This window comes from Clostridium saccharoperbutylacetonicum N1-4(HMT) (genome assembly GCF_000340885.1).
GTDB classification, from domain to species: Bacteria; Bacillota; Clostridia; order Clostridiales; family Clostridiaceae; genus Clostridium; species Clostridium saccharoperbutylacetonicum.
The window spans coordinates 6,277,882-6,298,102 of sequence record NC_020291.1; the positions used below are offsets into that span (position 1 = coordinate 6,277,882).

Below are 20,221 nucleotides of genomic sequence, written 5' to 3' on the forward strand. Positions count from 1 at the left end.
TCTGTCAAGTAATAAAATATATTAAACAGTATTTGCTTTTTCTTAATTAAAATATTGACAAAAATTTTTCTAAAATAATAAATTCAACTGTAGATAAAGTATGGACAATATTAACTGATTTTGATTCTTATCCTAATTGGAATCCATTTATTAAATATCTAAAAGGAACTCCAAAAGAAGGTAATAAAATAGAGGTAAAAATTGTTCCTCCTAACTCTAATGGTATGATCTTTAAGCCTACTATTCTAAAGTTTACACCTAACAAGGAACTCCGATGGTTAGGTCGTCTTTTCATACCAGGGTTATTTGATGGTGAACATATATTTGAATTAATATCTAATAACGATGGAACTACAACTTTAATTCAACGTGAAAAATTTCATGGTATATTAGTACCTCTTTTAAAGAATTCCCTTTATGATACAAAGGCTGGATTTGATTTAATGAACAAAAAAATCAAGGAAATTTGCGAGATAAATTTGTAGACACTTATCACGTAAGAACTATATTCCAATTTATAAACATCTCATCACATTTGAATAAAAAAATGAGCATGAAATCAAGAATACTAGAATGTGTTTTCTTGATTTTATGCTCTATATTTTTTCTTTATGCATTTTGTTATTCCATTACGTATTTAATATTTTTTGACGTGGACAGCTATTTCAATTGATGAATAAATAATCCACTTCTTAACTTTGGTTCAAACCAAGTTGATTTTGGTGGCATTACTTCTCCAATATCAGCAACATCCATAATATCATGCACCTCTGTTGCATACATTGAAAATGCTATTTTCATATCTTTATGAACTCTTTTTTCAAGTTCCTTAAGTCCCCTAATTCCACCAATGAAGTCTATTCTGTCTGATGTTCTTACATCTTCAATACCCAAAATAGGTGTTAACACATTGTTTTGAAGTATTGCCACATCAAGACTATCTATTGGGTCTTCTGGATCATATATTCCATCTTTTGCTTCTAACAAGTACCACTTATCCTCCACATACATCCCAAATGTATGCTTTTTAGCTGGCTTAAGTGGCTCCTCACTAGTTGATTCGGTAACAATAAACTTTTCTTGAAGTTTATCTATCAACTCATCTTTAGTCAAACCATTTAAATCTTTAACTACTCTATTGTAATCCATAACCATTAAATCATTATCTGGAAATGCAACTGCTAAGAAGTAATTAAATTCTTCTTCTCCTGTATAATTAGGATTTTCTGCTCTTCTCTTTAATCCAACTTTTACAGCCGAAGCTGATCTATGATGACCATCTGCGATATATAAATAATCTATTTCCTTAAATAAATCAGTTAATTCACTTATAATAATATCATTATCTATAACCCAAACTATATGAGTGATTCCATCCTCTGCAACAAAATTATATACAGGTTTTCTTTTACTTTCATTTTCAATCCATGCCTCAATTATCTCTGATGCAATTTGATCTTCTTTATAGGTCAAGAAAATAGGCCCTGTATTGGCATCACAATAGTCAACATGATTAATTCTGTCTTCTTCTTTATCTGCTCTAGTAAATTCATGCTTCTTTATAATATTATTCATATAATCGTCAATTGACGCACAGAATACTATCCCTGTTTGTGATCTTCCATTCATTATCTGCCTGTATATATATAAACAAGGTTTTTCATCTTGGGTGAATTCTCCTGTCGTAATCATTCTATCAAGATTTTCTCTTGCTTTTTCATATACCTTTGGATCATGTATATCTATTGATGGGTCTAAATCTATTTCTGGTCTATCGACATGAAGAAACGAGTGTGGATTTCCTATTACCATCTCTCTTGCTTCATCACTATTCATTACATCATAAGGTAAAGCCGCTATTTTTGATGCTAAATCTTGAACAGGTCTTATTCCTTTAAATGCCTTAATTACTGCCATCCAAAATTCCTCCTAAGCATTATAGATTAAAGAATTCCTTAACTACTGAAACTACTTCTTCACCAATTCTTGTTTGAGCTTCTTCGGTTGCAGCTCCAATATGTGGCGTAACACTAACTTTTTCATGGTTTATTAATTTTTCGTTTTTAGTTGGTTCTTCTTCAAATACGTCTATACCAGCTCCGGCAATTTCCCCATTATTTAGAGCTTCAAGTAATGCAGCTTCATCAACAACCTTCCCTCTTGCACAGTTGATTAGATACACTGTCTTTTTCATTAATTGTAATTCCTTCTTTCCAATTAATGAACCTGCTGCCTTATCATATGGAACATGAAGTGAAATAAAATCTGAAGTTTGTAATAACTCTTCAAATGTTATAAAATCATAATCTAAATCTTCATGCTTACCTTCAATTGTATAATATACAACCTTCATTCCTAAAGCAGTAGCTTTTTTAGCTAAAGATTGACCTATTCTTCCCATTCCAACTATACCAAGTGTCTTGCCAGCAATTTCAGTTCCTTCGTATTTCTTTTTATTCCACTCACCATTTCTCATAGTGTAATTAGCTATAGCAATATATCTTGCTAATGCAAACATATGACCAATTGCAAGTTCTGCAACAGAATCTGAACTTGCAGATGGAGTGTTTCTTACTGTTACTCCCTTATTCTCTGCTGCTGGAATATCAATATTATCTATTCCAACTCCAGCTCTAATAGCTAGTTTTAAATTTCCACCTTCTTCTGCCTTAAATACATCGGCAGTAAGCTTAGTAGCTGATCTTATAACTACCGCATCAAATTCCTTTAACTTTTCACCTAGTACATCTTGATTAAAATGTTCATTGACAACTTCTGCCCCAAGTGCCTTTAAATCCTCAATCGCTGTACTTTCTAATCCATCGTTGGTTAATACTTTAATCATTTTAAAAATCCCCCTTGATTTCTATTACTTATTGCTTTTTATTTGCATAAGATTTCAAGACACACAAAAATAAACTATTATAGAATTAGATATCCTATAAAACTTATCTGAATTACAGGCCTAAAAAAAATAGCATAAATCTAAATTTCACTATATTTCTTAATAACTTTTAAATTTCTGCAATTGTAATAAAGCCTTTATATATTATAAATTTTTAAGCCCCAAATTTATAATATTTTCTGTATATTCTTAAAACTTATTTTTTTATATTCTACTACTTATTGATCCCAAATTCAATAGTTTATCAGTTAAATTATGATTTTAATTATGTTTTTATATTTTAACCCCCATAAATATGCCTAATTATTAAAAAGAGTTACCTTATTATATATTAAGATAACTCTAGTTTCACTTAAGGCACATGAAAATAAATAACAGGTCAAAAATCGCTAATATAAGTTCCGTATTGCAGCATAGCTGCTCTTTATAAAGGTGCAGAAGTTCCTTTGTTGCAGCATAGCTGCTCTTTATAAAGGTGTGTATATTTTTTTATATTTATCGTCCAAATATCTTAAGAAGTATTTTGTTGAAATATCTTCTCCAGTTACATTTTTAATTAATTCTTCTGGAGTATATCTAGCTCCATACTTATGGATCTTATCTTTTAGCCAATTATCTATATATGATAAATCTCCATTTTCTAATTCCGTAATAGCTAATTCATTATCTTTTAAAATTTGATTTAGAAATTGGCCTGCATATATATTTCCTAATGCATAACTTGGAAAATATCCAAAATCTCCAGCAGACCAATGCATATCTTGTAATATGCCTTCACTGTCTGACTTTGCCTTAACACCTAAATACTCCATATACTTCTCATTCCAAATCCTTGGTAAATCTTTAACTTCTATTTCCTTATTTATTAATTTCTTTTCAATTTCATATCTTATAATTATATGTAAACTATACGTTAATTCATCTGCTTCTGTTCTAATTAAGGATGGTTTAACATAGTTTACTGCTTCATAAAATTCTTTTAATTTAACTTTCTTAAAGCCTGAAAATTCTTTTTTAATGTATGGTAATATTATTTTTAAGAATTCTTCACTTCTTCCTATTATATTCTCATAAAATCTAGATTGTGATTCATGAATTCCCATAGATGCTCCATGTTCAAGACCAGTTCCTATTAATTCATCAGAAATATGCTGTTCATATAATCCATGACCACCTTCATGTATAATGCTAAATATATTTGATAGCAAATCATCTTCGTGATAGTGGGTTGTTATTCTAACATCCTTATTTCCTAAGTCTAGTGTAAATGGATGCGTTGTCTCTCCCAATATTCCCGCTTCTCCATCAAATTTTATTAACTCCAACAAATATTTACTCAATTTTTTTTGCTTTTTAATTTTAAATTTATCATGAAGAAAATCTCTGTTTATATTTTTATTACTGGCTTCAATATATTTTAATAAATCTAGTATTCCCTCTTTTAATTCACCAAATATCTCATCTAACTTTTTAACAGTCATTCCTTCTTCATATCTATTAAGTAAAGCATCATATACATTTTCCTCATATCCATAATACTTTGCAAATTCTACATTAAAATTAATCATCTTTTCTAAATGGGGTTCAAATATTTTGAAATCATTCTTTTCCTTAGCTTCTTCCCAAGCTGCTTCAGACAAAGATTTAGCTATTGTATATTCCTTATAAGTTTTTTCAGGAATCTTTTTTGTTTCATCATATTCCTTCTTTAATTTTTTTATCATTGCTCTATTTGTTTGTGACAGTTGATCCAACTTAGGCATAAAGTAATCTAGAAAGCCTTTAACTTCCTTTCCTGTCGATAGTTTAAATATTTCACCTGCTAAATATCCAAGAGTATTAGATCTTTGCTCTAAGGCTTTCTTTGGCATAGAAATTTTCATATCCCAATAAGCAAGAGCAGATAACTTATTTAATTCTTCAATTTTTGTAATATGCGCTTTTACTTCGTTTAACTTTTCAATTATTTCTTCTCTCATAAAGTGTCCCTCCTATTTAACTTATGCTATCAAATAAGTTCTTATATCTATATCCATTATATTCTTAGTAACGAAGCTTATCTAGATATAAACTTATACATTTTTATAAAAAAAGAAAAGCCACTTTAAATATGAAATTTATATTTAAAGCAGCTTTCTTATTAATTTATATGAATATTATTTTTTACCTTGAATATAAGCATTAGTGAAGAAAATATTTCCAAGCATATCTTTTCTTATACCTTTAACATAATCTTTTACTCCATGTGTTCTATTTGAGTACCATAAAGATATAATTGGCATATCAGCCATTAACATATCTTCAGCTTGATGTAACATTTCATATCTCTTAGTTGCATCTGCTTCTTTCTTAGCACTGCTGATTAATGTATCGTATACTGGATTATTATATCCTGCATTATTTTGTGGTGATGTTGAAACAAATAAGTCTAAGAATGTCATTGGATCTGCATAGTCAGCTCCCCAAGCATCTCTTGCTATTTGATAGTTCTTTGCAGTTCTTGTATCTTGGAATACTTTCCATTCTTGAGTTTGAAGTTCAACATTTACGCCAATTTTCTTCCACATATCTTGGATTGGTTGCATTACGTCTGCATTTCCACCTTCTGGGTTGAAAAGTAATGTAATTTGTGGTAAGCCTTTTCCATCTGGATATCCAGCTTCAGCTAATAATTTCTTAGCTTCATCTACATTACCCTTAGGATCAAAGTATTTCTTATTTTCAAAATCTTTTCCATCTGGCCCAATGATTCCTTCTGGAACAAAACTATGAGCTGCAACTTGCTTAGCTTTAAGTACGTTGTCAATGATTGATTGTCTGTCTATAGCCATACTTAATGCTTGCCTAAACTTTGGATTCTTTAATGCTTTAGCTGCTTCAGGATCTACTTGCTTATCTGAAACATTAAAGTCTATATAAGCATTTCCTAATTCTGGGAATACTGTAGCACTCTTATCTGCTATAGCAGCTGCTTTTTCAGATGTTGGTACATCATATACCATGTCAAATTGACCTGATTTATAACTTGCCCATGCTGATGTAGGTTCAGTAACTAATTTCATTGTTACTTTGCTTAACTTAACATCGTCTTTAGCTTCATAATTGTCATTCTTTTCTAATACGATTTGGTCTTTAATCTTATAATCTGTGAATTTGAAAGGTCCATTAGAAACTAAAGTTTTAGCATCTGTTGCCCAATCCTTATTAGCTTCAACAATTTTTTGATCTAATGGCATATATGTTGGAGTAGCTGTTAAGTCTAAGAAATATGCACATGGTGCTGCTAAAGTAACTACTAATGTGCTGTCATCAGTTGCTTTAATACCAACTTGGTCAGCTGTACCTTTTCCTGTGTTATATTCTTGTGCTCCTTTAATATACATCATTTGGAATGAATACTCAGATGCAGTTTCTGGATTTATAACTCTCTTCCATGCATATTCGAAATCACTTGCTTTAACTGGATCTCCATTTGACCACTTAAGATCTTTCTTTAAATGGAAAGTATATGTTAATCCATCTGCAGAAACATCACACTTCTCAGCTTGACCTGGAACTGCTTTGTTCTTGTCATCTAACTTATATAGACCTTCGAACGCATTAACTATTACTATAGATCCATCCACTGATTGGTTTAAACCTGGATCTAAAGTCTTAGGATCAGATCCTAAATTAAACATTAATTCTTGTTTGTCAGTACCAGTTGCTGCTGATTTGTTGTCAGAAGTTTTAGAACCACAACCAGCTAAAACTGAAAGTCCAAGTGTTGCTGCTAAAGCTACTGCACATAATTGCTTTACTCTGCTTTTTTTCATTTAATATTTCCCCCTTAATTAATTATTATTTATTATAATACCTGTCTAAGTAATTATTGCTAAAATTGCTTAACAGTATACTATTAACTATTTTAATTAAATTCATTAAATTTTATTCAACTTATTTCTTGCTTTTTGCTAAATTAATCATATAAATGACATGCTACAAAATGTCCTGGTTTAACCTCTTTTAATTCTGGATCAATTTCTGAACATATTGGTTTTGCATGCTTACATCTACCTTTAAATCTACATCCTGGTGGTGGATCTATAGGTGAAGGAATATCTCCTTCTAAAATAATTCTTTGATTATTTTTAGCCACCTCTGGATCTGGTATTGGTACTGCTGAAAGCAATGCTTGTGTATAAGGATGTAATCCTTCTGAATACACTTTATTACTTTCCCCTTTTTCAACCATTCTTCCAAGGTACATAACTCCTATATGAGTTGATATATGCTTAACCATCGAAAGGTCATGAGCTATAAATAAATATGTCAATCCTAATTCTTCTTGAAGCTCTTCAAGCATATTTATAACTTGTGCTTGAATTGAAACATCAAGAGCTGATATCGGTTCATCACAAACTATAAATGCAGGTTCAACAGCTAAAGCTCTTGCTATACCTATTCTCTGTCTTTGACCTCCTGAGAATTCATGAGGATATCTGTTTATATGGTCACTTGCAAGACCAACTTTTGATAAAAGACTTCTTATTCTTTCTGTTCTTGCTTCGCCAGATAACAATTTATGAACATCAATTGCTTCTCCAATTATATCTCCAACAGTCATTCTAGGATCTAGTGACGCATATGGATCTTGGAAAATCATTTGCATTTCTTTTCTTAAAGGAATCATTTGATCTTTTGAATATTTTGTTATATCTTTCCCATTAAAAATAATTTGACCTGAAGTTGGTTCATAAAGTTTCAATATAGTTCTTCCTGTTGTTGTCTTACCACATCCAGATTCTCCTACAAGTCCTAAAGTTTCTCCTCTTTTTAATGTAAAAGAAACCCTATCAACTGCTTTAACATAACTTTTACCTTTAAATAATCCTTTATTCGCAGGGAAGTACTTGCATAAATCCTTAACTTCTAAAATTATATCGTTATTAGCTTCCACTACTTCATCCTCCTTATAGGTGATTCAACTTTTGGTGCATCTTCATGACACAACCAACATGCTGTATGATGTTTTTCTCCTACTTCAAATAGTGGAGGTTGCTTTTGAAGACATACCTTCATTGCATAATCACATCTAGCTGCGAATGGACACCCAACTGGTGGATTTAATAAATCTGGTGGTTGTCCTTCTATTGGAATAAGCTTTTCTTTAACATCTTCCTTAGGGTTAGGAACACTTCTTAAAAGTCCCCAAGTATAGGGATGCTTTCCTCTGTAGAAAATATCTTCTGTAGTTCCTGTTTCTACAATAATTCCACCATACATTACATTTATTTTTGTACATACATCTGCAACAACTCCTAAATCATGAGTTATTAGTATAATTGCAGTGTCAAGTTTTTGCTTTAAATCTTTCATTAAATCTAGTATTTGTGCCTGTATTGTAACGTCTAAAGCCGTTGTTGGTTCATCTGCTATAATAAGCTTTGGAGCACAAATTAAACTCATAGCTATCATTGCTCTTTGTCTCATACCACCTGAAAATTCATGAGGATATTGTTTCATTCTCTTTTCTGGACTTGGTATTCCAACTAGACCAAGCATATTAATAGCTTCTTTTCTTGCTTCAGCTTTACTTATTTTTCTATGCTTTAATAGGGGTTCCATTAACTGGTCTCCTATTGTATATACTGGATTTAATGATGTCATAGGATCTTGGAATATCATTCCTATATCATTACCTCTTATAGTTTCCATTTCTGACTCTTTAACATTCGAGATATCTTTACCATTAAAGAAGATTTCTCCTCCTGCAAGTCTTCCATTATCAGCTAATAATCTCATAATTGACATCATTGTAACACTTTTACCACAACCTGATTCTCCAACTATACCTAATGCTTCTCCCTTTTCTAGGTCAAATGATACACCTCTTACTGCATGTACTTCCCCAGCACTAGTTTTGAAGGAGGTTTCTAAGTTCTTTACTTCTAACAACTTTTCCATTTCTCTATATTCTCCTATCTCTTGTTCTTTGGATCTAATGCTTGGCTTAATCCATCACCAAAAAGATTAAAGCATAATATTATTATACAAATCATAGCTGATGGGAACAACAATTGTAGAGGATATGTATATATAGCTTGTTGCGCATCATTAGCTAATGTTCCAAGTGATGCTCTAGGTGCTGCGATTCCAAGACCAATGAAGCTCAAAAATGCTTCTGTAAATACAGCATCTGGAATAAATAATGTTAATGTAACCATTATTGATCCTATACAGTTTGGAATTAAGTGTCTTACTAATATTCTTGAATTTGATGCACCTAGTGATTTAGCTGCAAGAACAAACTCTTGTTGCTTTAATTGAAGTACATCTCCTCTTACAATTCTTGCCATACCAATCCAAGATGTAATTGAAAGTCCAAGTACTATTGTAAAAAGTCCACTTCCATTAGCTCCTGGCTTATTTAAAACAGCCATGAAGATTACAACATATATAGTCATAGGAATCGAAGATATAACATCAACTATTCTCATTAGTATATTGTCTACTACACCTCCAAAGTAACCGGCAATTCCGCCATATACTACACCAATACATAAATTAATAACTGCAGCTAATACTGCTATAAGTAGTGAATATCTTGCTCCGAAGAAATTTCTAACGAATAAATCCCTTCCTAGATTATCTGTTCCAAACCAATGTTCTGCTGAAGGTTTTAAATAAGTATTAGCTAAGTCATTTGTTGCATAATCGTATTTTGAAAACATAGGCACAAATATAGCTCCTATTACTACCAATACTATAGCTATCAATGAAACAAGTGCCATTTTATCTTTCTTTAATCTATTCCAAGCGTCTTTCCAATATCCAATACTCGGTCTTACTGCTACACTAACTTTTTTTTCTTCCGCACTTAGAGGAGCAAATAATTCCTTATCTATTTTTATTTGATTTTCCATTTCCTTTTCCTCCCCTAAGCTTCCGTGTCTTGTAATTTTATTCTTGGATCAATTATAACGTATAATATATCTACAAAAAAAGTAAAGAATATTAACATTGTACAATAGAATACTGTTACTCCAAGTAACATACTATAGTCTCTGTTTGTAACTGATTGTACAAATTCATTTCCAAGTCCAGGAATTGCAAAAATCTTTTCTGTTACAAATCCACCTGTTAATATACCAGCTACTAATGGTCCTACATATGTAACTATTGGAATCAATGAATTTCTTAATGCATGTTTAAAAATAACAGTAGTTTTACTTAAGCCTTTAGCTTTTGCAGTTCTTATATAATCTGACTTTAAAACATCTATTAATTTACTTCTTGTAAGTCTTGTAATAAATGATAATGATGCTGCTGATAATGCTATACATGGCATTATATCATTTTTCCACTCACCAAACCCTGTTGGTGGTAATAATGCAAATTGAACGCCTAACACATAAATCAAAACTGTTCCTATTACGAAACTAGGTATTGTAATGCAAAGTGTTGCAAAAAATACTACTACCTTATCTGGCCATTTTCCACTTTTAAGTGCTGCAAGTGTTCCTAAAAGTATTCCTCCTACTATAGCAATAACTACTGCTATTGCACCAACTTCTGCAGATGCTGGGAATGATTTTCCTATAGTATCTGATACTTGTCTACCTTTAAACGTCATCGATTCACCAAAATCTCCATGAACCAAATTTCCCATATACATAAAATATTGTGTTGATAAAGGCTTGTCCAATCCATATTTTGCCTCTATATTTGCTTTAATTTGAGGTGTTAATTTATCCCCGTCAAACGGACCTCCTGGCATAAGTTTCATTAGAAAAAATGTTACTGTTATTACAACCCATATTGTTAACAGACTTATCAAAAATCTTTTTCCAATATATTTTAACATGTAGTCCTCTCCTTCTTTTTCACTGTTGTTTATATTTATATAATAAATTACAAATTTATTTTTAACAAAATTTTACTTTTATTCATTAACTATCCAGGTAGCGCTTTCATATCCATAAAAACCCTAATATATTAATGGAGTCATCAAACAAGAATATCTGTCTGATAACTCCGTTGTTATCGTAAATTTACTAAAATTTAATTTTTTTGCAATAAAATTTAATTTATTACTAATACAATATCAATATAATAATATTTTTATTTATATATGTCAAGATTTTATTTCAATTTGTTAATACAAAATTAACATATAGTAATTCTCACAAAATTTCTTCTTTACTTTTGTTATTTATACTGTTTTAGTATGTTATACATGTGAATTTAATTGTCTTCATAAAAATATAGTACTGATTCAGTTTCCCTGCAATATTTAACACACATGCATTGCGCCAATTTTCTTGGGCATTTGTAACATAAGCAATTCAAGTCTTTCCCATCACATTTCCCACTTTTTAATTCCACGCAATCTCCACAATTTACTCCATTTCCTGCTGGCATAATAAAATCACATCTCCTTAATCCTTCATTTATATATCCTCTACCAAATTGCTACTCTATCCTCTGGTCTAATATACATTCCATCTTTTTCTGTAATTCCATAAGTATCATAAAATTGCTGAAATTGAGGTAGTACAGCATTTACCCTTACCTTATTAGGAGAATGAGAATCTATCAACATAGCATAATCTGAATATTCTTTAGTAGTTAATTGTCTCCAAGTAACAGCATAACTTTGAAAAAATGTTTTATAATTAGGGTTGTCCATCGTCTTTAATATATCTAACAGACAAGATACCCCTCCTATGTCAGCAATATTCTCACCTGCTGTAAGATTTCCATCCAACATTTGACCCGGTGCAACTTCAATTTGACTGTAAAAATCTTTTACTTTCTGAGTTTTTTGCTGAAATTCCTTATAATCATCATCACTCCACCAATTATTAAGATTTCCATCAGCATCATATTGAGCACCAGTATTGTCAAATGCATGACTTATTTCATGACCAAGAATCACACCTATTCCACCTAAATTTGTCTCCTTGCCTCCATTTGGGTCATAGAAATGTCCCTGAATAATTCCTCCTGGAATTATAATCGAATTATCTGTTGGACTATAAAAGGCATTAACTGTTTGAGGTTCAACTCCATCTTTTTTCTTATCTACTGGTTTATTTAATTTGCTAAACATTTCATCTTGTGCAAATCTTCTTAATGCTATTACATTGTCAAAAAGATTACTTCCTTCTTCATAAGATTTTATATTTAACTTTGAATAGTCAACCCAAGTATCCGGATAACCTATTTTTATATTTAATTTATCCAGTTTATCAATTGCATTCTTCTTCGTTGAATTACTCATCCAAGTAAGATTATTTATTCTCTTTTTGTAAACCTCTATAATTTTTTTAGTTATATTCTCAACATCTTCTTTTACATTCTTTGAAACATATCTTTCTGAATAAATCTTTCCAATTGCCATACCCATTAAGGAATTCACTGTATCCACAGCATCATCTTCCTTTGACCCCGCCCCTTTTATTCCTAAGAGGTTATTAGAAAATTCTGTATTAGCATCTTCAAAATCTTTACTTAAATAATTTGATGCATAAATTAAGTTAACTATTTCTAAATAATTTTTTATAAGAGGTAAATTTTCCTGCGTATAGATTTTATTCAATGCCTTTAACCACTTTGGATCTTGTAACACTATCTTATTTGCATTATCTATTCCAAGTCCCTTCATAATAATTGGCAAATTCAAATTGGGTGCTAAATCCTTTAGTTCATCTAAAGTATATACATTATAAAGAGAATCAATTAAATTTGGAGTTAATGCTTTTTCACGCTTTCCCATAATATAAGGTGCTATCATTCCTTCAAACTTAAACATATTATCAGTTTTTAGCTCCGCTTCATCTTTTGTATATCCACTTAACATTAAAAGCTTATTATAATAATTCACAGTTAGCTTTTTATTTTTTGCTGTACTTTCTGTTGGGTGAGTATATTGATCAGAATCTCCCAAACTAAGTCCTGTGTGATTAATATATAGAATATTAGTCGTAACATTTTTCACATCTTTTTCCACAGCAAATTGTATTGTTGAATTAATTATTGATCTATCACTCCACAATTTTGTAATATCATCTATTGTCTGAGCAGACTTAATTTTATCCAAATTTTCTTTAACAGGTTTTAATCCTTGATTATTTCTTTCTTGTACATTAAGAACATTATTATATAAATTTATTATTTTTCTTTCATCAGTATTAGCTTCATATTTTTCTTTTTCTGATACTAAGCTTTCAATTATGCTTTTTACTTGCCCCTTCACTGTTTTCTCTACATCATCAAAAGTTGATGTAGTTGATTTTCCTTCTTCAATTTTTACTGTACTTAGCCAATCATTATTTATAGCATCATAAAAATCATCTTGCAGTCTTACCCCTTTATTATCCGAAGCTTGATTTTTAGAACTTATATCCTCTGCTCTAACCACAGTATATGATTCTGGTGACATCATTAACATGAAGAATGCCAAACTCAATATAGCACTTAGCCTTCTAATTTTTTTCATCTTTAAACCTCTCTTCTAGCATGGATTTTTAATATAAACATTATGTATAATTAATAATTTGGCTCGTCCAAATAAATATATCCATATAAATAACTTGTATCATAAATTTCTCTATAATTAAATGCCACTCCATGCCAAGTCGACTCAGATATGTAAATTTTTCCATTTTCTATTTTTTCAATAACAGCTACATGTCCACTTCCATCTGATCCCGGCAAGCTTGATTTCCATACTGCAATAGCCCCTACTTTAGGTTCTGAACCATATTGATACTTTCCACTCTTTTTGTTTGCTGCCCACCATTCATAAGCATTTCCTATAAAACCTGCATCATCTGGCTTATTCCCAGTAATCTCCCAAGCACGTCCCCATGCATACCAAGTACAATTCCCTTTAATTACCTTACCTCCACTAGAGAATGGAGGAGACAATTTCACCTTATAAAATAAATTTTCGTCTGAATAATAATATTTATTATCTAAGCTTGGCTTTGTATTTCTTATATCTCCCAACTTAACTGGTTCCAAATCCTTTTTAGGTTTTTTAGTCTTTTCATCTATTAATGATGAATCTGTATTTGTTGTATTTTCTACATCACTTGCTTGTTGATTTGTAATTAGTGGTGTTGCTATAACATTTTCTGATTTCTTTACATTAATCCATTTTGAGCTTACCCATCCTGTCTTCCCACTTAAAATTATAGGATAGAATCCATTTTTCTCATCATCAACTATCTTAACTTCAGCTCCTTTTGCAACAGTCCCTATTATGTCTGACGATAATGTCGCATCAGCTCTAACATTTAAAACGTCACTATTAGTTGATACATAACCTGTTTTTGAAGTTTCAAGATCTTTTGCATTAGCTGTACTTCCAGAAGTAGTCCTTTCTTGATTATTTGAAGTGCTGCTTAACAGTGCTCCATCATCTGAAAAAGTATAAGTCTTCTCATCTATTTTAATAGTTCCAGTCTGCATTTCACCATTTAAATTTGTAAAATATTGAACACCATTATCATTAATCCATCCAATCTCCATTTGCCCGTCTTCATTAAAATGATACCATTTCCCATTGATAGATTTCCAACCAGTAGTAATTTCTCCACTATCAGATAGGTTGTACCAAATCCCCTTATCCTTTACCCAACCTGTTTTCATTAAGCCATCTTCATTAAAATAGTACCATTTACTATCAATTTTCTTCCATCCAAATGCTTTTTCTCCATCTTCAATCCAATTCCAACCACCATTTGAATCTTCACTCCATTTAGCTGAAGCCGATATACTATACATATTCGTAAATATTAACGTTGCCATTACGCTAACAACTATCTTCTTAAGAAATTCCCTTTTCACCTATCGTGTCCCCTTTATCAATATTTTTTATCTCATTAACTCCAAGCAAATTACTCTTCTTATTTTAAATATTAACTTAAAACTTAATAATTAACAATGAAAATTCAACATAAAAAATCAAACGCCCGTCCATTAATTATAAAATTTATCATTTCATAACTAACTAGATTGGCGTGTTGATTTACTACTATTAAATTTTGTAACACTTCAAATTCCTCGAAACAAAAAATCTTAATAACTACAAAAACAATCCTATTATAATTAAAACAATAACACCAGGAATCCCAAAAAATCCTGCAATAAGAGCTGTAATTGGATTTATTGCTAATGAGAAATTAGTATTAATTCCAATCAAGCCAAGATGCGCTATGATAAAATTTGCTACGTATAATGTTATAACTCCTATTATCCCATTTATAATTATTTTTATTGGCCATTTTAATAATTTTAGTACTAAATACAGTACTGCTATTCCGACCAATCCATAAACCAAATATTGTAATTCCATTTTTAGCTCTCCCTATTTCAGTTATTCTGCAATCCGTACATTTTTCTCTGCTATATAACTACCATCTACACTTATGCCATTTTCTCTTGCTATTGATAATAAGTAATCATATCTTTTCCTTGCAACATTCTCCGAATATATTGCTACCTCTATTAATTTGTCATCGTTAACATTATTAAACATACTGCGAGCAGCATTTATCTCCAACTTTGCAACTTCCATATCTTCTAACAATCTTGCATACATATCAGTGTTATCAGTCTTGCTAATCAGGTATTCTACAATATTATTTTTATTCATGTAAACCCCTCCAAAAACTTCTTACTACCATTTTATCCATTAAGAGGCAAAAATATACATATTGTAATCTGATATTTTTTTGTAAGTCTGCAACACCTTTATATATTCTTTATATAAGAAGCTTTTCACTCATGCTTTAAAAAAACTTCTAACTCCCATATAACTAGCACTTTTTTCTAGGAACCTAATTATTTTAAGGTTCCATTTTTTATATTTCTTTTCTACCCTCTAATGCTTTGGATAATGTAACTTCATCTGCATAATCTAAATCTCCACCTACAGGTATTCCTGCTGCAATTCTAGTTACTTTAATATCAAGTGGCTTAAGTACCTTCGAAATATACATAGCAGTTGCTTCACCCTCTATATTAGGATTTGTTGCAAGTATTACTTCCTTTACATTTTCATTCATTCTAGCAACAAGTTCTCTAATCCTTATATCTTGAGGACCTCTTCCCTGCATTGGTGATATATTACCATGCAATACATGATATACACCATTATATTCTTTAACTTTTTCCATTGTCATTATATCCTTCGGCTGCTCAACAACACATATTGTTCCCTTATCTCTACTTGGGTTCCCACATAATGGGCAAGGATCTTTGTCTGTAAAATTTCCACATATTGAACAATATTTAATCGTTCCTCTTGCTTGAACTAAGGCGTTTGCAAATTCCTTTACTTCATCATCTGGAAGATTTAAAATATGTAAAGTAAGTCTTTGGGCAGTCTTTTGACCTATACTTGGCAATTTCGCAAACTCTTCAATTAATTTTTCTATGGCTACTGGATAAAATTCCATCATAATTTAATTTTCTCCTTATCCTTAAATATATGTATACTTAATTATCAATGTTCAATGCTCAATTATCAATAAATGTTTATTTCCTTGGAAATCTTTAATTTTTGAATAATTCTCATTACAACATGTATATCAATTATTATAAACTAAATCTTCTTTTATTTAATTAATTTTTCTTAATTTAATTATATATAAAAAAAGCATACAGCTTGAAGAATAATCCAGCAATCTGTATGCTAAGTAATTTCTTAAAATAATCCTGGCATTCCGCCTGTTAGCTTACCCATTTTGTTTGCAGTTTCATCTTCTGCTTTCTTTATTGCTTCATTAACAGCACTCAATACTAAGTCTTCAAGCATTTCCACATCATCTGGGTCTACAACCTCTGGTTTTATATTAATTGCTGTTATTTCTTTTTTACCATTTATTTTTACTACCACAGCACCACCACCAACTGATGCTTCAAATTCTTTTAACTCGATCTCTTTTTGCATATCTTCCATTTGCTTTTGAAGCTTTTGTGCTTGCTTCATAAGGTTATTCATATTACCTCCACCAAAGCCTCCTGGAAATCCACCTTTTGCCATAAAAAAATCCTCCTCTTTACTTGAATTACATTTATTAATTATAAAACATCTTTTTGAAATGTACAATGATACAATTCATCATTCTTCATATACTTCAAAAGGTATTCCATCTATTTTTTCCTTTAGTATCTGCTCATTGTCTACATAATCTTTGTCTGCTTTTACTACATAATCTACTATTACTTTTTCTTTAAATGTTTCCGAGAAAACTGAATTTACAATTTCTCTATACTCTAACTTTTGCAATCGTTCCTTATTAAATGCATATGTTGCATCATATTCTAATGTCACAACCCCGCCTTTAACATTATATGGTCTAGCCGTAACAATAGATGCATAAACAATCATTGCACGCTTTGCTTTAAATTTTTCTAATATCTCTGTCCATGCTCTACCAACATCATCAACTGTTATTTTTGAATTCGGATTTACTTCTGGCTTTTTTTCAGCAACAGTATTAGTTTTAACTGTATTCTGATTATTTATAGCACCAATATTAGTATTTGCATAATTTGAATCTTCATTAATTTTTTGACTTTGAACTATTTGTATTTTTCCGCCCTTTATTGATTCTTCAAGTTGATTTATTCGTGACAAAATAATTTCATTTGAAGTATCATATTCTATTTTACACATCTTTATTATTGCAAGTTCTAAATATAACCTGCTTTGTTTACTTGCTTTTGAATTTATTTCTGCATCCTGAAGTATTCTAATGTCCCTCATTATCTCTTCAACTCTAATTTTCTTGCCTTGTTCTTTAACCAAATAAATATTCTCAAGAGACATATCTAAAACTTCTTCTGGATTATTTGTGACTTTTACCATAAGCAAATTTCTAAAGTGTGCTATTAAGTCTTTAATAAACAATTGCATATCCTTACCCGAATAAACAAGTTTATCAACTATTACCATGGATTTTTCAATACTTCTATCAATAATTGCATAAGTAATATCAAATAAGTATTCATTAGTAACTAACCCTAATATACTTATTAAATCTTCATAATTAATTTGTTTTTCTCCCATTGCAATTGCTTGATCTAGTATACTCAATGCATCTCTCATTGCTCCATCACAAACTCTTGAAATCAAATCCAAACTTTTTTGTTCATAAGCTACATTTTGTGCTTCAGTGATTTTCTTAAGTAAATTAGAAATTTCCTTTTGATTAATTCTTTTGAAATCAAATCTTTGGCATCTCGACAAAATTGTTATAGGAAGTTTTTGTGGATCCGTCGTTGCTAATATAAATATTACATTCTTAGGTGGTTCCTCTAACGTCTTTAAAAATGCATTAACAGCTCCAACTGATAGCATATGAACCTCATCTAATATATATATCTTATATCTAGCTTCTTGTGGCGGATACTTTGTATCATCAATAATATCTCTTATTTTATCAATACCATTATTAGATGCTGCATCAAGCTCTATTACATCAATTGCTAAGCCATCATTTATCTTTTTGCACATTTCACATTCATTACATGGTTCTCCATCATGTAAATCCAAACAATTTAATGCTTTTGCCATAACTTTTGCAGTTGATGTTTTACCTGTTCCCCTTGTTCCACAGAAAAGATATGCATGAGCAATTCTATCATTCAAAATTTCGTTTTTTAGTGTGGTCGTTATATGTTCTTGACCAATAACGTCTTCAAATTTTTTCGGTCTACATTCTCTATATAGTGCTGTATAACCCACAGGCTATCACCTCATTATTTCTTAAATATAAAACCATTATACACTACTAAACAAATAATTTGTATAATAGGCCTTTTAAAATTATAATATTCTTTAGACTTTGCTAAAGTATTATTATATACTAAAATAGTTAATATTAATAAGAAAAATATCTGGATAATTTAGGAGGAATACATAAAATGAGTTTATATGATGACAAATATTTATCCATTGCTAATGATATATTAGAAAATGGATATTTTGATAACAATAGGACTGGTGTACAAACTTATAAATTACCACACCAAATAATGCAATTTAATTTAGAAAAAGAATTTCCTATATTAACAACAAAATTTGTAGCTTTCAAAACTGCTGTTAAAGAGCTTTTATGGATATTTAAAGATCAATCAAACGATGTAAAGGCGCTTCAAGCTCAAAACGTTAAAATCTGGGATGAGTGGATGATGGAGGATGGAACAATTGGAACATCTTATGGCTGGGTAGTTAAAAAGTTTAACCAAATAGATAAATTAATAGATGCTTTAAAAAATAATCCCCAAGACAGAAGGATGATGCTTAATTTATGGCAAATTCCTTACTTAGATGGTGGAGCTTTATATCCATGCTGCTTCCTTACAATGTGGGATGTAACAGACGGAAGACTTAACTGTATGCTTGTTCAAAGAAGTGGAGACTGGGGACTTGGTGTTCCATTTAATACTTCTCAATATGCTGTTTTGGTTCATTTGTTAGCCCAAGTTACGGGTCTTAAACCAGGTTTATTCACTCATGTAATAAATAATGCTCATATATATGAAAACCAAGTTGAAGGCTTAAAACTTCAAATAACTCGAAAAAATGAAGCTTATGACGCTCCGAAACTTTGGATTAATCCTGAAATTAAAGATTTCTATGATTTTGCACCAGATGATATAAAACTCGAGGATTACAAGCATCATGAAACAATAAAAATGCAGGTATCAGTTTAATAATTATCAAACACGGTTCTTAATTTTAAGTTGATTATCTATATTTTAGACTGTGTACAATTAATCTTTATATTTAAAGGAGGAATATTAAATGCTATCAATAAGCGTTGCTGTCGCAAATAATAATGTCATTGGAATAGATAACAAACTGCCTTGGCACATTTCAGAAGACTTAAAAAGATTCAAGAAAATTACCTCTGAGAAAAAAATGATAATGGGAAGAAAAGCTTTCGAATCATTACCAGGTATTCTACCAAATAGGGAACATATAATTGTAACTAGAAATAAAAATTATAAAGTTGATTCTGATAAAGTTACAATAGTACATGATTTAGATTCGCTAATTAAGGAATATTCAAAATGTGATGATGAAATCTTTGTAATAGGAGGGGCAGAAATTTACGAGCACTTCCTTCCATATGTTGATAAAATATACTTAACTACAATAGATGAAGATTTCAAAGGGGATACTTTCTTCCCTGAAGTTAATTATGATGAATTCAAGGTAGAATATAAATCAGAAAAATTTACAGATGAAAAGAATGGATTGCATTATACATTTATAGACTATAAAAGAATTTAGCAATAAAAATAAGCCAA

Annotated in this window: 19 protein-coding genes; 3 read left to right on the top strand and 16 right to left on the bottom strand. The window is 30.6% G+C overall.

Annotated features, from left to right (window positions below):
- The first annotated feature begins 77 nt into the window (after positions 1 to 77).
- Complete coding sequence (locus CSPA_RS29635) at positions 78 to 485, top strand: SRPBCC domain-containing protein (RefSeq protein WP_144053546.1); 408 nt, start codon at positions 78 to 80, stop codon at positions 483 to 485.
- 175 nt (positions 486 to 660) lie between these two features.
- Here the strand turns inward: CSPA_RS29635 and CSPA_RS27290 are convergent, their stop codons facing one another.
- The 16 genes from CSPA_RS27290 to dnaX form a co-directional block, all read right to left on the bottom strand.
- On the bottom strand, positions 661 to 1,917 hold the full coding sequence (locus CSPA_RS27290) for a DUF1015 domain-containing protein (protein WP_015395643.1): 1,257 nt from the start codon (positions 1,915 to 1,917) through the stop codon (positions 661 to 663).
- A 19-nt stretch (positions 1,918 to 1,936) separates the two neighbouring features.
- Positions 1,937 to 2,845, bottom strand: coding sequence for a D-2-hydroxyacid dehydrogenase (locus CSPA_RS27295; RefSeq protein WP_015395644.1), 909 nt, complete (start codon positions 2,843 to 2,845; stop codon positions 1,937 to 1,939).
- Positions 2,846 to 3,372: 527 nt separating this feature from the next.
- Entirely contained in the window at positions 3,373 to 4,884 is a 1,512-nt protein-coding gene (locus CSPA_RS27300; protein WP_015395645.1) for a carboxypeptidase M32, read from the bottom strand.
- A 177-nt stretch (positions 4,885 to 5,061) separates the two neighbouring features.
- Positions 5,062 to 6,720 (bottom strand): peptide ABC transporter substrate-binding protein, encoded by a 1,659-nt coding sequence (locus tag CSPA_RS27305; RefSeq protein WP_015395646.1) that lies wholly within the window; start codon positions 6,718 to 6,720, stop codon positions 5,062 to 5,064.
- A 143-nt stretch (positions 6,721 to 6,863) separates the two neighbouring features.
- Entirely contained in the window at positions 6,864 to 7,844 is a 981-nt protein-coding gene (locus tag CSPA_RS27310; RefSeq protein ID WP_015395647.1) for an ABC transporter ATP-binding protein, read from the bottom strand.
- Complete coding sequence (locus CSPA_RS27315; RefSeq protein WP_015395648.1) at positions 7,844 to 8,851, bottom strand: ABC transporter ATP-binding protein; 1,008 nt, start codon at positions 8,849 to 8,851, stop codon at positions 7,844 to 7,846. The genes CSPA_RS27310 and CSPA_RS27315 overlap by 1 nt, the downstream gene beginning before the upstream one ends.
- Positions 8,852 to 8,865: 14 nt before the next feature.
- Positions 8,866 to 9,810, bottom strand: a complete 945-nt coding sequence (locus CSPA_RS27320) for an ABC transporter permease (protein ID WP_015395649.1) — start codon at positions 9,808 to 9,810, stop codon at positions 8,866 to 8,868.
- 14 nt (positions 9,811 to 9,824) lie between these two features.
- The gene (locus tag CSPA_RS27325) at positions 9,825 to 10,751 is read right to left on the bottom strand and encodes an ABC transporter permease (protein ID WP_015395650.1); all 927 of its coding nucleotides are present in this window, start codon (positions 10,749 to 10,751) and stop codon (positions 9,825 to 9,827) included.
- 380 nt (positions 10,752 to 11,131) lie between these two features.
- On the bottom strand, positions 11,132 to 11,308 hold the full coding sequence (locus CSPA_RS30375; protein WP_015395651.1) for a hypothetical protein: 177 nt from the start codon (positions 11,306 to 11,308) through the stop codon (positions 11,132 to 11,134).
- Positions 11,309 to 11,348: 40 nt separating this feature from the next.
- Positions 11,349 to 13,388 carry a M13 family metallopeptidase gene (locus CSPA_RS27335; protein ID WP_015395652.1) on the bottom strand — a complete coding sequence of 680 codons (2,040 nt, stop codon included), beginning with the start codon at positions 13,386 to 13,388 and terminating at the stop codon, positions 11,349 to 11,351.
- A 50-nt stretch (positions 13,389 to 13,438) separates the two neighbouring features.
- Positions 13,439 to 14,743 carry a CHAP domain-containing protein gene (locus CSPA_RS27340; RefSeq protein ID WP_015395653.1) on the bottom strand — a complete coding sequence of 435 codons (1,305 nt, stop codon included), beginning with the start codon at positions 14,741 to 14,743 and terminating at the stop codon, positions 13,439 to 13,441.
- Positions 14,744 to 14,981: 238 nt separating this feature from the next.
- On the bottom strand, positions 14,982 to 15,251 hold the full coding sequence (locus CSPA_RS27345) for a pro-sigmaK processing inhibitor BofA family protein (protein WP_015395654.1): 270 nt from the start codon (positions 15,249 to 15,251) through the stop codon (positions 14,982 to 14,984).
- 21 nt (positions 15,252 to 15,272) lie between these two features.
- Entirely contained in the window at positions 15,273 to 15,551 is a 279-nt protein-coding gene (locus CSPA_RS27350) for a YaaL family protein (RefSeq protein ID WP_015395655.1), read from the bottom strand.
- Between the two features lie 208 nt (positions 15,552 to 15,759).
- The gene (gene recR, locus CSPA_RS27355) at positions 15,760 to 16,356 is read right to left on the bottom strand and encodes a recombination mediator RecR (protein ID WP_026106470.1); all 597 of its coding nucleotides are present in this window, start codon (positions 16,354 to 16,356) and stop codon (positions 15,760 to 15,762) included.
- Positions 16,357 to 16,604: 248 nt separating this feature from the next.
- On the bottom strand, positions 16,605 to 16,943 hold the full coding sequence (locus CSPA_RS27360) for a YbaB/EbfC family nucleoid-associated protein (protein ID WP_015395657.1): 339 nt from the start codon (positions 16,941 to 16,943) through the stop codon (positions 16,605 to 16,607).
- Positions 16,944 to 17,021: 78 nt separating this feature from the next.
- Entirely contained in the window at positions 17,022 to 18,650 is a 1,629-nt protein-coding gene (gene dnaX / locus CSPA_RS27365; RefSeq protein WP_015395658.1) for a DNA polymerase III subunit gamma/tau, read from the bottom strand.
- 179 nt (positions 18,651 to 18,829) lie between these two features.
- Here dnaX and CSPA_RS27370 point away from each other — a divergent pair, with 179 nt between their 5' ends.
- Together CSPA_RS27370 and CSPA_RS27375 are read left to right on the top strand one after the other, a co-directional pair.
- Positions 18,830 to 19,621 (top strand): thymidylate synthase, encoded by a 792-nt coding sequence (locus tag CSPA_RS27370; RefSeq protein ID WP_015395659.1) that lies wholly within the window; start codon positions 18,830 to 18,832, stop codon positions 19,619 to 19,621.
- Between the two features lie 91 nt (positions 19,622 to 19,712).
- Complete coding sequence (locus tag CSPA_RS27375) at positions 19,713 to 20,204, top strand: dihydrofolate reductase (RefSeq protein ID WP_015395660.1); 492 nt, start codon at positions 19,713 to 19,715, stop codon at positions 20,202 to 20,204.
- Positions 20,205 to 20,221 lie beyond the last annotated feature (17 nt).